Origin of the sequence: Flavobacterium noncentrifugens (assembly GCF_900100375.1) — a bacterium.
In the GTDB taxonomy this organism is placed as follows: domain Bacteria; phylum Bacteroidota; class Bacteroidia; order Flavobacteriales; family Flavobacteriaceae; genus Flavobacterium; species Flavobacterium noncentrifugens.
In genome coordinates this window covers 206,844-220,967 of the sequence record NZ_FNEZ01000007.1, presented here as the reverse complement: position 1 = coordinate 220,967, position 14,124 = coordinate 206,844, and the positions used below count along the sequence as shown (strand labels likewise).

The following is a 14,124-nucleotide window of genomic DNA, read 5'->3' as shown; positions in this document are numbered from 1 at the left end:
TGACGGTACTGTTGGAAAAAAACAAATGATCAACTCTGGTATCGCACCAAACCGTTTGCTGATCAAAGCATTCCTTAAAAAAGCAAACGACTTTCAAAGCACGATCGCATAAGTTATTTTATATTAGTTAGATTAGGTAATAGGCCTTTCAGAAACGGGAGGCTTTTTTATGACTATTATGTAACAGGAGCTATAGCGAAAAGAAGCCGAAAGAACTGCACATGAAAGTCAATATGGTCAAATCAAGGTTTTAAGACCTCTAAATGACTTGAACATGCATGATTACCATCATAGCGGAAATCGTAATGGATCAACGCTGAAAATGCTTTGTTGGTATTAATAAGCGCATCCTAAGACAATATTAAAAACAATGCGATAAAATTATCTCTTACCTGCTACAAAACAGTGAAGCCGAAACGGAAGTTTAGGATTTTCTTGCAGCGGAAGATATTACGAATCAATACCTAAAGTTTTTGACCCAACGCCATGACCTGCAATACATTAGATTCGTGCTTCATCCACAAAATGGCCCCTTCAGCGCTACGGCAGGCCCCGATAAATAATACGGCCACGAATGTACCGGCACAAGGAATCTCTGCCTCCAAAGAGATTGATGTTTGTATGTCGGTTTTTTTTACAATAAAACACGCACTTGTAGTTAGGGCTGAAACCGACAAATCAACCCCAAGTAGAATAAGTTGAAAAACTACTGCATTGGCGGTTCCCGGGAAATCAAACATGTTCGGATTTACGTCATCCAAAGTAAGCCTGCCTTTTTCAATGTCTATACTATGCCCGGGTATTCCCGCAAAATAAAATTGCCGCTTGCGGTTGAAGGAAAAATTGCGGAGCAATGCTTCACCTGACTCGCTAGACAGCCCTTTGTTAAACGTTTTACTGCCCTTTGGGGATGTAGGGTCACAGTCTTTAATCACCAGGACGCGTTTCTGGATATGGTTGTACACGTAAGGGTCGGGCAGTAGCTGCAAATAGGGCAGCAACTGTTGCCTGAACAATGCTGCGGTCTTTGAGCAATGTGCGAACTCGGCAGAACACTGACGGCTTTTCAAATAAATGAGATCATTTTTAAGGCGTTCGCTTTTAAAGCCTCCAGGTGTCTGGATGACATTGCCGAAGGCAGTATTACGTCCTGAAAGCCCTCCGAGCTTTCCGGTAAATTGGATGGGTCCGATGTTTTTGGCCATGATATAAAATTTAAGTGCATATAATCTTTTTTCAGTCGGATAATGTATATTTGCAATACCAATTGGCTGTCCGCCAATACTTCACAACTCAAACTTACAAAAAAATCTTAAAAAAACAAACTGCTGCGGTACCGTGGCTATGATACATCCATGCCGCATCCATGCCGTGTTTTGGTTTGGTATTGTTTTGATGTGGTTTTGGTTTCCTTTTGGTTTGATTTGCAAAAAAATGATTTTTGCGAACGAGGGTAAAATGATACCAAATCAAGGACTGTTTAATCCCGTGTTGCATACAGAATCCGATTTTCATAATGAAGCAACCGGTTTTAGCAAAACGCAAAATCAAATAGTTCTCCCAAAAATTGTACAATGAATCGAAATAGTGGTGTAAGTATGCTGAAAATGCTGTAGCTAACTTTACAGTTCGGAATTAATAGTTACACGCCTTTAAGGGTAATTTTTCCGGCAACATTTTTAAATGCTAATTTTCAAAATATGAAGCAGATACACATTTTAAAAACGGTAAAGGGCTGGACGGCAAAATGCAATAGCGCTCCGGCTGACTTGATTTCGGGAGCGGACAAAAATGTTGTTGTAAAAGAAGCTGTTGGTTTGGCGAAACGCTTATACGGAAAAGCCGTGATATTTATCCATGGCCTTGACGGCAGGATACTGGAGCAGCGCGATATTTAAGGGTATGAAAAATATGAAGCTCAGCATCATGCTGTTGTATCAATTCGACCAGCCGCTAAACGTAAGTAATTTTAGCCCGCCAAGTGTAGAAAGCCAGCTTGCTGATTACGTCCGTGCTTTGTCGCTGAAGCTGAACTTGTAGAAGTGGTATTAATCGGGTCGAGTGGGGAAGTACAAACCCCTAAAACGATAAGCCCGGATCGAAAGCACGTTTATATCGGTTTTGCATTTCGTACCAGTATTGCGGCACTCGATGCCTTTTTTCAGGAAGAACGCATGATTGCAGATTATATACTGGATGACTTTACAAGGGAGAGTATTTATTTCCAAAAATACTGGAGTGAAAAAGGGAGTGATTTCTACATTGTAAACTTTTTTAAATTCCAAGGGACAATTCCTTTATCAAAGTGAACAGCTGCTGTTCAGAGGCTGGAATTGGCATCATTTTGATCTTGAAAAATGGATCAGGCCAAAATTCGGTCAACATGATACCATTACTGAGTTGGTAATACCATAATAAATTACTTCCATGTCAGTGGCGTTGAAATCATCCAAAAAAGCTAAATCGCTGATACTAAATACATCAATTATTTGCTGCCGTCGTACCCGCTCATTATTCATTTTTTTTTGGAATTTACTGTATGATTATTGAATTATAATTGTATGTTTATAAAGCGATTTTTATAATGTTCAATACCCCAAAGATCATGTATAAAGGTTCTACTAATGCACCGCTTCCTATAACATTGTTATACGCATCTGACAATGCCGTCGCACAAGGCGATTTTCGGGCGGCGGTCGATAATATGTCAGGAAATTTCAAATCTGCTCCGCTAACGGCTGAGTACCTGGTTTCAAAACAACAGCCTCCGCCTGGCACAATTATCTTTGTTGACTGTTACTACTCTAATTTTACCGGGTATCAGATCATCCAGTTCCTTAAAAAAAGCAAATTATTTTTTAAAATACCTATTGTGGTACTGTCTAAAATTAACGACTACCGGACCCAGGAAACATGTTGGCTTTTAGGCGCTGATTTCTATACCGTTCAACCTGATTCATTGCAGGAATTTGCACTGCTTCTTGAGTGCCTTGTAAAATTAGACTGGCCCACGCGCAAGCGGGACAAAAAAGAATTTATATACAGTTTAAAAAACAAAATTACTGCCTGATTTGGGATGTATGATTTTCTAAAGGGCAGTTGAAGGATTGTAAGCGCTAATTTGCCGTATTACAAACAGTGGATTTGAAGCCTAAAATTTGAAAACTTTTTTTATATTTATATACTTGACGATTCGAACTATTATGATTAACCCTACAAATGATCACTATGGAAGAACAAGAGGCACAAATCGCCACCCAAATTATCAGCGACATCCTCGCGCCGCGCATTGATCCCAAAAAAATTTGCTGCCAAAGACTGAAAGGGTATATTGCCGTATTTCTTGACGGAGACAGATACCGGACGATTTGCAGATTATACCTAAATAACAAGCGGAGGCAGTATCTTGGCATCGTTGGAAAAAAAAAGGTCGAATCGCGCAGCCGGATTTCGGATCTGACGGATTTGTACAGTTACCGTAACGAAATCAATGAAAGCCTAAGTTTTTACCAACATCCCGAGTATTTCTGAACAAACGATCGATTGCTTAAAATAGACCGGGCTATGGGACAGCAGCGCTTGCAGGTAATCACAATGGTACTTGCCGTATCGCTGTGTGTGCACTATTGAACCGAAGGTGCTCTCAGGGTAATTTTTCGTATGGTTGGGATAAAGGCCGTCAGCAGTTAATAACGAATCATTCGCATTCGGCGGGAAAAACGGGGTTAACGTTATGGCCTGCTCATTACTTTTGCAGGTTCCATTGGCAGCGAATAAGTAAAAGTGGCGCCTCCGGAACTGTTGTTTGCTGCTGTAATTTCGCCCCCAAGTTTCGTAATGAAATCCTGGCACATTGAAAGTGCAATTCCGGCACCTTCTTTCGTGGAGCCGGAGTAATCACCAACTGAGAAGAGATTTTGGAAACTTTTTTCATCCAAGCCTTTGCCTTCATCGGATACTTCGATCGATATTTTGTCATTTTGCAATTGAAATCCTATCGTTATCTTTCCGCCAACGGGCGAGTATTTGATAGCGTTTGACAGCAAATTCCGATTGATGAATTGCAACATTTCTTTGTCCGAGACAATAGTCAGGTCCGGTGGAATGTTATTTATAAATTTGAGCTGCGCTTTTTGTAACTGGGAGGCAAAATTCTGCGCCGCATCATCGAAAAGCTGCCGCGGCTGCAAAGTAACCAATTGCAGTGTGTAGCCTTTAAGCTGTTGCCGGATCCACTGCAAGGTGAGGTCGAACCTGTCGAGGATCTTGCTTACATCGTTTTTAATCCTGGCATAAAAAGCATCCATTTCCTCAGCAGAAAGATCAGGATGCGCACTTAAGATTTCGACAACAGAGATTGTGGAAATCAATGGTGACCGAAAGTCGTGGGCAAGGATGGAGACAAGCCTGTTCTTGAAATGATCGCTCTGTTCGAACTTTTCGTTTTTTCTCCTGATGGCACGGTTCATCGTGCTTTTTTTCATGGATACTTTACGGGTTTTTCGGTACAGCCACACCATCGCGATGGTAAAAAGGGCGGATAGTGCGGAAAAAACCAAAAGAAGCAGTATGCGCTTATTATCGGCTTTGGAGTTGTCCTCCAATAATTTGTTTTCCCGCTGCAGGTCGTCGAAATGTAAATAATCGTGCAGGAAAAGTTCGGTCTGATGTTGCTGCATTTTTACCGCTTCCACCAGTTGCCGGGCAGTTTCAAGCTCTTTTTTTTCATCGCCCGCAAGTTTGGAATAATGCATGATGTCTTCCAGGATCAACGGTGTCAGGTAAGAATAGCCGTTGCTGTTTGCAACCGACAATGCCTGTTCGCTGTGCTGTAAAGCCGTTGCCGGATTGTCGCGATAGTATTCGGCAAGCGCCTGGTGTGCAGAAATTTCGGCATATTCAATACCCAGGCGTTTTGACTGCTCCAGTACCTGCATAAAAACAGGCAATGCCTCTTTTTTTGCTGTGCCGGCCATCAGTTTAGACGCTTCGATCTGACGGTTTACCAGCAACACCCGCGAATCTTTATACCGCTGCGCAATCGCGTTAGATTTGCTCAGGTAAAAAAGCAAACTGTCCGCCGGCATTTTGTCATTCAGCATTGCGTAATTGGAATAAACAAGGCTTAAAATACTGTCATTCGTAATTTTTTTACCCAGCTTCATTGCCCGGCGTGAATATTCCAGCATATTCTGAGTCTGCTCTAAACTTGAAAATAAAACAGACATATTCATATAAACCTGCACCATGTTTGAAGCGTCATCGAGGCGCTTGTATTTGGCCAATGCTTGTTTGAAAAGGTTCATGGCATCATGTTGCATCCCTTTAACTGCCAGGGCAATGGCCATAACATTTGTCGCGTCTGCATCGCCCTGCAAATCTTTCAGCCGGGCTGTAATGTTTTTAGACCGCAGCGCATATATGAAAGCGCTGTCAGGGTCTTTCAGGTGCATCAGCATCGACATGCGATTCAACTTTTTCACATAAGCTGCGCTGTCCGGAGCCTGTTTCAATTCATGCTGCAATTTTCTAATCTCTACGGCCTGTGACCAAACACAGGCGGGCAGCAACACGCTGGCCACAATGGTGCTCCACCAGATTATTTTCATTCTCTTTCCTGTCATCTAACGATTTGGTTGCGGTACTGTTACGTTTCAAAGGTAGCCTTTATCGCACAAATTAAATCATCACAGCGGAAAAAAAAGTCTTGCCGAGCAGTTAAGCATTATGGAATCTGCATTTTAAAAGAAACAATCTGGTTTCATTGGTAATCTTTTTCGGATTGCAAAAATATGAAGCCTGTTTCAAAATGAAACAGGCTTTGTATTTCATGTACGCACAGTTATGCGACCGCCCTTTTATTTCAGTCGTTTCATCGAAAAGGTTTGTTTGCGTTCTTGTTCGTTTTTCGTTCCTGAAATTTCAGCCAATAAAGAGTCACTACTGATTTTTGTGTAAGAAATGGTTTTTGGAAAGTCGTGTTGCGGATTTTCAAAAACCAATTGTGTTGCTGAAATTGTTGTTGCTTCAAAGCGAACGGGCAAACCGCCATTTTGATTTTTAACGGTTGGGATATAAAAGAATCCTGCTTTGTCCTGAATTAATCTTATGTTTTCAAAAATAATCGTGTCTTTTTGTTTGACGATGTAGCTTTTTCCTATAAGTTCATCGTTGCTGGCTTTACTCCAGGTTTCATAGATATTTCCTTTTGGGGTTTTGTTTTCCCAAGTTCCGATAAGCCATTCCGCTTTTTTGATGTCATTCGTCTGCTTTGTTGTCCAAGCACAAAGAATGATCAAGCTGACCATAGCAATTAAAAGTTTATTACCTGTTTCCATTCAATTATTTTACGTTAGGTTGCAAAGTTCTAATATGTTCGAAACTTAAAATTGTAAAAATGCGACAAGGCTAATCTGTTCCGTAAAATAGCGAAGACATTTTCAGGTTATTTCTGTAAAATTCTTTTGGTGTAAATCCGGTTAACTCTATGAAGTCTTTGATGAAATGTGCCTGGTCGTAAAATTCGTTTTCGTAGGCCAAAGCGGTAAGGCTTGTAAATTTTTTGTTCAGCAACATTTTAAGTGTGGCTTGCAGTCGTATGGTTTTTGAAAGCTGTTTCGGGCTTAAACCAATTGTTGATGAAAATTTACGTTCCAATTGTCTCCGGTTGGTATTCGATTGTTTGGAAAGTTCGGCAACAGAAAGTTGTCCGTTAGCTGTCAATATGGTTTCAACGGTTGATTTTACAATGCGGTCAACGGTTTCGCAATCAGTTAAATGGCTTAATAAAAATCTTTCAATAAGTTTTATCCTTTCTAAAGTTATATTAGCGGTTAAAATCTGTTTTTCGATTTCCTGTCCGTCCGTCCCAAACAGTTTTTCTAATGATACGGCTGTGTTTTCGATTTCTTTTATCGGAACGGTTGCAAAAGGCAAAAATCCGTTGGGATGAAAGCGAACGGAAAAAATCCCTGTTTCTCCTGTTGGTTCTATTTCGAGTGGCCGGGTCAGTTGTCCGATTACAAAACATTTTGGCTGGATAATGCTTTCCCCGTTTGCAGTATATTGCCGGTATAAATCGCCATAATGAAAAATCATTTCCATACAACCGTCAGGAACAATGTTTTGCTTTTCTGGTGTTTCTTCTTTCGGGCTTTCCAATGTCCAATAACATTTAACAAGTGTAGCCAAGTCTTGATTTGGTTTAAATGTTTGGTAATTCATTGGGCTTTCTTTTTTGATAGAAGTTTGGTTTAGGGCGTAACATAAAGTTTTGCGGCTAAGCGAATTCTGCGAAATTATTAGCAGCGTATTCCCTGCTGAACGGAAACGAAGTTATGGAGAAAACTGTTTCAATTTACACAAAACCAGCCGATTCGCTTAGCCGTTGTTAGCGGATAGTGCCTTTATTTATTCAAATATTCTATGTTTAAATAAATCTTTCATTTTTTCAAAATTCTGTTTTGGCTTTTTGCAAATGTATATTCTCTGATACAATTCTTCTTCATTGTCTGCATATGGATTATAAATACTCTTAACAAGAGTTACTTTTTCAAAATATGGATTGAAAAAATCACCAACTTGATAGCTTAATGCAATTACAGTATTTGGCATTCCTCCACTTGGTGTCCAACTATAATAACTTCCGTGATATGAAAATGCTTTTGGCAAGTTGTATTCTTTCCCAAATAGATTAACTGCTCCAGCTTGAGCATAATGTTTGCCCCAAATTTTACAATTTTGCTTTTCATTTTCTGGCAAACTATCAAAAACTTTTTTTAATTCACTCATTGTTTTTTTCCATTTTTCTTTAGTATAATACTCATCATATTTTACACCATATTTTCCGCCATCAATATCTTTCTTTTCAAATTTGTAAATGGAATGTAAATAATGGTTGAAAGTATAAACTGGCATTCCGAATGAAATTAATATAGAGCCTAAAAATAAAAGAAATGTTATTGGAAACATAACCCATTTATGATTTTGAATTACTTTTTGTTCCCAAAATATTGCTCCAAAGGGCAAGATTGTTAAAATGATAGGAAAGAAATAATACGATTTTCCGTTACTGGATATCAATAAAAGGAAGGATAAAGTAATTGAAAATGCTAATGGTTTATAAAGTTCGGCTTTGTTAGATTTGAAAATATAAATTAATGCAGGTAAAATCAAAATAAGCGAAATTGGATTGGAAGCAAGAATTAAATTTTTCAAATTATCAATTCTCGAAATTTTATCCAGTTGTGTTTCGTATAATCTACTAAACATTTGAAATACAGGATAATCAGTCATGTATTGCCAATAAATATTTGGCAGAATTATTATAAAAGCAAGCAAAATATGTAATCTAACATTTTGTTTTAATAATGTTTCTCTTGTTCTTTTAAAGAATAATAATGACGATATACCGAAAATAAAAAAAAGTACATCATATTTGAATAAAAAACCAATTACTGAAAAAATGGCTAAATAGGTTAAATATTTTTTGTCAAGATATTTTGTAAATCGAACTAATTGGTAAAAACCCAAAACCCAAAATAGTTGTCCAAAAATAACAGGTTGAAAAAGTTGTTGTGAACGTCCAAATGCTGGAGCAATGACTATGCATAATAAAGTTAGAAATAACGCTTTGTTTTTACCGCCTAATTCTAATGTGATTTTTCCAACATAAATAATTATTAAAATGCAAGAGATATGAGAAAATAGATGGTGAATATATACAGAATTGGAATTAAAAAGATTTTGAACATATGCTAAAACTCCAATTAATGGTGGAAATTCCATATAACCAATAGCTAAATGATTTCCAGTTTCAATATGTAATAATTCGTCACCTTGAAACCCTGAATGATAATCTGCAATTAAATGAAGTGTAAATTTTATTATGCAAAAAATTGCGATTATTAGTTTATTCTGTTTTGTCATTTTTTGTTTTTGATTTTCTTTTTTTTTCTTGTCGCTCGGGCATTTCCGCTAACGTTTGGCCTTTAGTTTGCATGATTAAAATTATTAATTTCCGAAAAGGAATTTTAATGATTTATCGAATTACCCATTTGCCCGGTGGTTAACTGCCGGGATTGATTTTTAACCAATCCTGTTTCAACATTTCGAATTTCACTTCGTTTTTTCCATGCATCCCGTTTCGTTTCCATCCCGCCTTGGTATAAAATTTTTCAGCCCGCGTGTTTGGCGATGTTCCCAGCCAAACCTTTTCTTTCCCGGTGGAGAAATACCAGTCAAGCATCATTTGGTGCAGTTTTTTCCCCATGCCTTTTCCCTCAAATTCAGGATGCAGGAAAAGTGCCCAGATGTTGTCTTCCCTTAAATCGGCAATTGCAAATCCGGCAATCCGGTTGTACGTTTCACAAACCCAGCCTTTGCCGCGATGAAACATAAAGTTTTCGCAGTCTGCGTCCGTTACCAATGCCGGATTGGACAACGTATTTTCTTTTACGGAATTCCGTACGATCTGAATTTGTTTGATATCTTCAATTTTTGCTTCGCGGAATATCATATTCAGTTTAGTTTATGGTTTCGGTGCGTTAGCATTGGAAATAAATGTTTCGATTTACGAAAAACCAGGCGACTCGCTTAGCCTCTGTTATGTGCAGGGTTAATTAATCGTAATGTAAAATGTTTTTAACAATACCTGCAATTTTAAGATCTTCCGCTTCAATTTTTTTTGGATTGTATTTTCCGCTATTTATAGAGTAAAGTATTAGACCATCATTGCCTTTCTTCAGTTGCTTGATCATTACTTCCTCATTATAAGTACAAATTATAAAATCATTGTGTTCGGCATATTCCTGTTTTCTACCGATGACTATATCTCCACTGAAGATTTTTGGCTCCATTGAATCTCCGCGAGCCTCAACTATAAAAGCTTCAGAAGATGGAAATTTTAAAAGGCTAGAAGCAATTGGGATTTTTTCTATAACATTATCGTCTAACATTATCCCATTCGGTCCACATTGTGCGGTTCCATATTTATTTAAATATACAATGAGCTTTTCACCTGAATCTAAAATTGTATAGTCTTTAGGGTTATTTGGATTGCGTTTTAAATAACCTTTTTTTTCAAGTTGTACTAAATGGTGATGAATGACGCCAGGTGATTGTTCGCCAATAGAAGATGCAAGTTCTCTAATGGTCAATGGATGATCTATTGTGGATTTCAGCAAATCCAACAGTTTCTCTTGCGTTTTATGAATCTTCCTCATTTTCAATCAAATAGTTTTTAACAAAAAGACGAACTTTTCAACTTGTTCTACTTTTTGTCTGCTTTATTGTTACATTTACAAATGTAAAGAAATATGTTCATTGAAAATTGAGTGTATTAGAAAATTAACTTTTTAACGCCTAAGAACTAAATGGAAAGAATTATAGACTTTTTCAATCACCCATTTTTTATAATAGTGGGAGGATTAAGTACCATGGCTGCTTTATTTTCTCTGATTTATGGACTTTATATAATTCTTTCCGGAGTAGTTCCAGTCTGGGTCAGATTAGGAAGAGGATTGGCAAATAAAAAGATTGCAATTTATGCAGAGGCTGAGTTTCAAGATTTTCGAGATTTACTTTTAGACTCGGGATTATTTAAATCAAAAAATATTGAACGAATAGCATCCGCTTCATTAAAAAAAGGCGAAAGACATACAATGATGTTGGTAAATTATGAAGAATTTCAAGACCAAATACTAGAAATTCTGAAGTATAAAAGAGATAGTGACTCACTCATTATTTATGCGCCTCAAAGCAGAATTGACCAGAATATAATGACTGAGATCAACCGTAATAGAAATTCAATTGTAGTGAACTTTAAAGGCCGCTTATTAAATGATATTTTAACATCAATGATTACAACTACCACTTATGAAAAAAGATAGAATTAACTCGCTAATTAGAACGTTTGTAAAAGAGAAATTGTCACCAAATTCTGAGGATAGGCAATTCGTATCGAACATTTATCAATCATTCAATGATTTACTTGGGGTAAACAATTGTGTTCAAATAGGATCTTATCCGAGGTTTACTGCTATAAGGCCGCTTCATGATTTAGATATTTTATATATAATGGGAGATTGGCAAAGGCAAAATGTTGAGCCCCAAAATTATTTAAATAATCTAGCCAATCAATTTAGAAAAGATTATAAAAATCCTACTTCCTATACTTTAAAAGTTTGATTCGACTTTTTACCAAAGGAAAAGTGCAATGGAAAGATATTTATTTGATCAAAAAATTCCAGTACTTGTCGATGAGTCATTAATTTTAAATATTGATGGCTTTGTTGAAAAACTTGATGGTTTCAGAAAATACCATGCTAATTTAAAGATCGCTAATGGTATTGTTGATACGAAGAACAGTATTGAGTTTAAAGTGGTTGAGAATAATACGAGAGCTGACGTTTTAAAATGGAAGGTTAAAAACGACGATCGAAGTCCGGAACCACGAGGAGAAATAAGTGATCATGGAACATCACAAAAAATAGAAAAAACGGCGTATATCGGCTCACATTATGTCGATTGTTTTGCAGTAAAAAACCGAGTTTGTATAGCTCGTGATCGAGTCAAGGTAATTGTAAGACAGTAATGCCGAATGTTTCCTGCATCTTGCAGCTCAAACCTTGCACATAACGTTCTCTCGCCAAACGAAGTCGCGGTCAAAGCGAACTGAGTTCTCTCTGCCGCAGATAATGTTTCTTCGTGAAAGAACACTTCCGGCCACTGAAAACCATCGCAATTCGCATACAGGCGGTTGGTGGCTGTGCTTATTTCTTATTATGTTTTAAAAACCGATCAATAATAATTTGTCCTGCTTCAGTTAAATCGCCACCATCTAGCTGAATTAAACCAGCGTTTGCTAAATGGACTTTGCCCCACCTACCTTTTTTCTTACCTTCTTTTATATCAATCAAATAATGAATATCATTTTCTGTAAGTCCTAAAGCTTGAGAAATAATTTCAGTATTATCAGAGATAAGTTTATCTGCATCTTCTTTTTTACCTAGCTTTTCTAAATTTATTGCTTCCTTCACAGTTTTTTGTAATTGATCTTTAGCTTGTAATTTGAAATTCCAAGAGCCTAAGCTGCCCTCAATATTTCCAGTTCTGTCAAATAATTGTTTTATGTTTTTTTTAAAAGTTAGAAGGATGATTATTATAAATATTGGCCAAACCATAATTTTCAAAATTTCAATTATTAGCTTTAAAGTTTCGTAAGTTGTCATATTGATCTTTAGAAATTATTAAATTGTTAGGTGAAATGAAGTCCATAATTGTTTTTTTAACGAATTCTGTAAATTCATTTTTTTCGAAGTTACAACCTATTTGGATATTTTCTTCCAAGGTATTTTTAGAATAAGAAACTAAAGCATCGCCTAAAGGATTTATAATTCCCAAAACTAATGGGCCGCCGTATGATATTGGCTGGAAAATCCTCCAGGTCCATAATATCCACTCTTGTTAAATCTAAACCTAAATCCTTTTTTGTCAATAAATTTTTCAGTCCAAAATCCTCTTTCATTAAGTCTGTTTTCGACTTCTTCAATTATTTCTTTAATATTTTTAATATTTGCTTCATAAGCTTTTTGTTCTTATTTAGCAATTGCTGTTCGCTGTTCATCAGACAAAATATAGTCGTTGTGTTTTTGAACAACATTATCTAAATTATTCCAAAATTCATTATTAGTATTCATATTCTCTTTTTTTAGCATTGCCACCAACGTTTCGCGCAACAACGCATGCGCGTAAGAGCGAACTGAGTTCTCTCTGCTAAGATAGACTTTCTTCGTGAAGATGAACGTTCAACTTGCCGAAAACCAGCGTGTGCTTTGTTGCGTTGTTGGCTGAAGTATTTTTATGATGCGTGTTCCGTGGAATTTTTCTTTTCTTTTTTCTTTGCAATGTTTCGCATCGCATAATTAGCTCGGTCGAGCAATGTTTGGATTGTATCGTCTTCTTTATACTGCGCGATACCACAGCATACCGTTATTTTGTATGCTACGTTATCTACAATGAAATTGTGGTTGGCAATAAATTCACGTTTTCTATCTGCAGGTATTTTTGCTTGAGAAATATTGGTGTCTGAGCTTATTACAACAAATTCATCACCGGTTTCATATCTTCTAAAAGTTTGGTCAGTGATACGAACATCGTCGAGAAGTAGCTTTCCCACTTCGGAAATTACTTTATCTCCAATCGTGGGCGTATATCGTTCATTAAAATTTTTAAAATCGTCGATATCAATTAAAATGATTGATAATGGCTTTCGAATTTTTTTGGCCTCTTTCATTTTTTCGCCAAGGTATTCTTCCAACAGTTTGTGACTTTTTAGTCCGGTTTTTTCGTCCGTATAGGTTATTCTCTTCAACTCCTTTATTTTTTTATTATACCATATTTTTAATACTCCAACAATAGCACCTGCCAGAACTAAAATGATAATAATGAGCATGTAGAACTTTAAAGAAACTGCTTTATCTAGAAATTCTTCAATTTTCAAATTCTTATTAAAAAGCTTGTATAGAATGAAAATTACAATGATACCAAACAACCATTTCAGGATATCATAGTATACTTTCGGAAGGAAATCCTGTTTAAACTTTTTGAATGATTCTTTGATTGCAGTCATTTTCGCATGTTTTCTTAATATTTCAGCCAACGTTAGGCCTGTAACCGCAGTCGCGGATCCAAGCGAACTGAGTTCTCTCTGCCAAGATAAAACATTCTTCGTGAAAATGAAACTTCAAATTACCTAAAACCCCGCGATTGCGGTTACAGGCGGTTATAGGACGTTGCTTTGTTTTAATTTTAAAGATTTTAAATTGATATTTAAAAATACATATAGCGTTATTGAAATTGAATAGACAAAAATCCAAGATATAGTTTCTGCTTTCAACATATAATAATCGTTATGTTTGTAATTATTAAAAAATAAATAGAGTAGTGGAGTTGTTGAAGTCAATGTGAATCCAGCCAAAACTAATTTTACTATTGAATTATTTTTAATTAATTTGTTTATAGCATAAACAATTGGATAATATAAAATGAAGCTAAAAAACAGAGGAATTAAATTATAAAATACCGAAGCGCTGATCATATCTACAAATTGCATTTTAGTTGCGC

17 protein-coding genes are annotated in these 14,124 nt (G+C 36.6%); 7 read left to right on the top strand and 10 right to left on the bottom strand.

Annotation, left to right across the window (positions count from 1 at the left end; all coding sequences use genetic code 11):
* Positions 1–464 precede the first annotated feature (464 nt).
* A complete protein-coding gene (locus BLS32_RS17300) occupies positions 465–1,205 on the bottom strand; it encodes a hypothetical protein (RefSeq protein ID WP_091399030.1) in 741 nt (246 codons plus the stop codon).
* Positions 1,206–1,299: 94 nt separating this feature from the next.
* A complete protein-coding gene (locus tag BLS32_RS17295; protein ID WP_139171804.1) occupies positions 1,300–1,515 on the bottom strand; it encodes a hypothetical protein in 216 nt (71 codons plus the stop codon).
* 185 nt (positions 1,516–1,700) lie between these two features.
* On the opposite strand from BLS32_RS17295, the gene BLS32_RS17290 reads away from it, so the two are divergent.
* From BLS32_RS17290 to BLS32_RS17275, 4 genes are all read left to right on the top strand, one after another.
* Positions 1,701–1,898, top strand: coding sequence for a hypothetical protein (locus tag BLS32_RS17290; RefSeq protein WP_091399025.1), 198 nt, complete (start codon positions 1,701–1,703; stop codon positions 1,896–1,898).
* 13 nt (positions 1,899–1,911) lie between these two features.
* Entirely contained in the window at positions 1,912–2,040 is a 129-nt protein-coding gene (locus tag BLS32_RS18770) for a hypothetical protein (RefSeq protein WP_262488502.1), read from the top strand.
* Between the two features lie 565 nt (positions 2,041–2,605).
* The gene (locus BLS32_RS17280; RefSeq protein ID WP_139171803.1) at positions 2,606–3,070 is read left to right on the top strand and encodes a PleD family two-component system response regulator; all 465 of its coding nucleotides are present in this window, start codon (positions 2,606–2,608) and stop codon (positions 3,068–3,070) included.
* A 158-nt stretch (positions 3,071–3,228) separates the two neighbouring features.
* Positions 3,229–3,531 carry a hypothetical protein gene (locus BLS32_RS17275; protein ID WP_091399016.1) on the top strand — a complete coding sequence of 101 codons (303 nt, stop codon included), beginning with the start codon at positions 3,229–3,231 and terminating at the stop codon, positions 3,529–3,531.
* 200 nt (positions 3,532–3,731) lie between these two features.
* Here the strand turns inward: BLS32_RS17275 and BLS32_RS17270 are convergent, their stop codons facing one another.
* From BLS32_RS17270 to BLS32_RS17245, 6 genes are all read right to left on the bottom strand, one after another.
* On the bottom strand, positions 3,732–5,624 hold the full coding sequence (locus BLS32_RS17270; RefSeq protein WP_091399013.1) for a sensor histidine kinase: 1,893 nt from the start codon (positions 5,622–5,624) through the stop codon (positions 3,732–3,734).
* Positions 5,625–5,858: 234 nt separating this feature from the next.
* Entirely contained in the window at positions 5,859–6,338 is a 480-nt protein-coding gene (locus BLS32_RS17265; RefSeq protein ID WP_091399012.1) for a DUF6265 family protein, read from the bottom strand.
* A gap of 70 nt (positions 6,339–6,408) precedes the next feature.
* Positions 6,409–7,224 (bottom strand): helix-turn-helix transcriptional regulator, encoded by an 816-nt coding sequence (locus BLS32_RS17260; RefSeq protein ID WP_091399009.1) that lies wholly within the window; start codon positions 7,222–7,224, stop codon positions 6,409–6,411.
* 186 nt (positions 7,225–7,410) lie between these two features.
* A complete protein-coding gene (locus BLS32_RS17255) occupies positions 7,411–8,928 on the bottom strand; it encodes a glycosyltransferase family 39 protein (RefSeq protein ID WP_091399006.1) in 1,518 nt (505 codons plus the stop codon).
* A gap of 139 nt (positions 8,929–9,067) precedes the next feature.
* The gene (locus tag BLS32_RS17250; RefSeq protein WP_091399004.1) at positions 9,068–9,517 is read right to left on the bottom strand and encodes a GNAT family N-acetyltransferase; all 450 of its coding nucleotides are present in this window, start codon (positions 9,515–9,517) and stop codon (positions 9,068–9,070) included.
* Positions 9,518–9,620: 103 nt separating this feature from the next.
* On the bottom strand, positions 9,621–10,223 hold the full coding sequence (locus BLS32_RS17245; protein WP_091399001.1) for a LexA family protein: 603 nt from the start codon (positions 10,221–10,223) through the stop codon (positions 9,621–9,623).
* 150 nt (positions 10,224–10,373) lie between these two features.
* Here BLS32_RS17245 and BLS32_RS17240 point away from each other — a divergent pair, with 150 nt between their 5' ends.
* From BLS32_RS17240 to BLS32_RS17230, 3 genes are read left to right on the top strand one after another with little or no spacing between them, the layout of a single operon-like run.
* On the top strand, positions 10,374–10,889 hold the full coding sequence (locus BLS32_RS17240; RefSeq protein ID WP_091398998.1) for a hypothetical protein: 516 nt from the start codon (positions 10,374–10,376) through the stop codon (positions 10,887–10,889).
* Entirely contained in the window at positions 10,876–11,187 is a 312-nt protein-coding gene (locus tag BLS32_RS17235) for a nucleotidyltransferase family protein (protein ID WP_091398995.1), read from the top strand. Before BLS32_RS17240 ends, BLS32_RS17235 begins: the two co-directional genes overlap by 14 nt.
* A 28-nt stretch (positions 11,188–11,215) precedes the next feature.
* On the top strand, positions 11,216–11,593 hold the full coding sequence (locus BLS32_RS17230) for a nucleotide-binding domain-containing protein (RefSeq protein ID WP_091398992.1): 378 nt from the start codon (positions 11,216–11,218) through the stop codon (positions 11,591–11,593).
* A gap of 178 nt (positions 11,594–11,771) precedes the next feature.
* Here the strand turns inward: BLS32_RS17230 and BLS32_RS17225 are convergent, their stop codons facing one another.
* Both BLS32_RS17225 and BLS32_RS17220 read right to left on the bottom strand, forming a co-directional pair.
* On the bottom strand, positions 11,772–12,230 hold the full coding sequence (locus tag BLS32_RS17225; RefSeq protein ID WP_091398989.1) for a hypothetical protein: 459 nt from the start codon (positions 12,228–12,230) through the stop codon (positions 11,772–11,774).
* A gap of 629 nt (positions 12,231–12,859) precedes the next feature.
* Complete coding sequence (locus tag BLS32_RS17220) at positions 12,860–13,630, bottom strand: GGDEF domain-containing protein (protein ID WP_139171802.1); 771 nt, start codon at positions 13,628–13,630, stop codon at positions 12,860–12,862.
* Between the last annotated feature and the right edge of the window lie 494 nt (positions 13,631–14,124).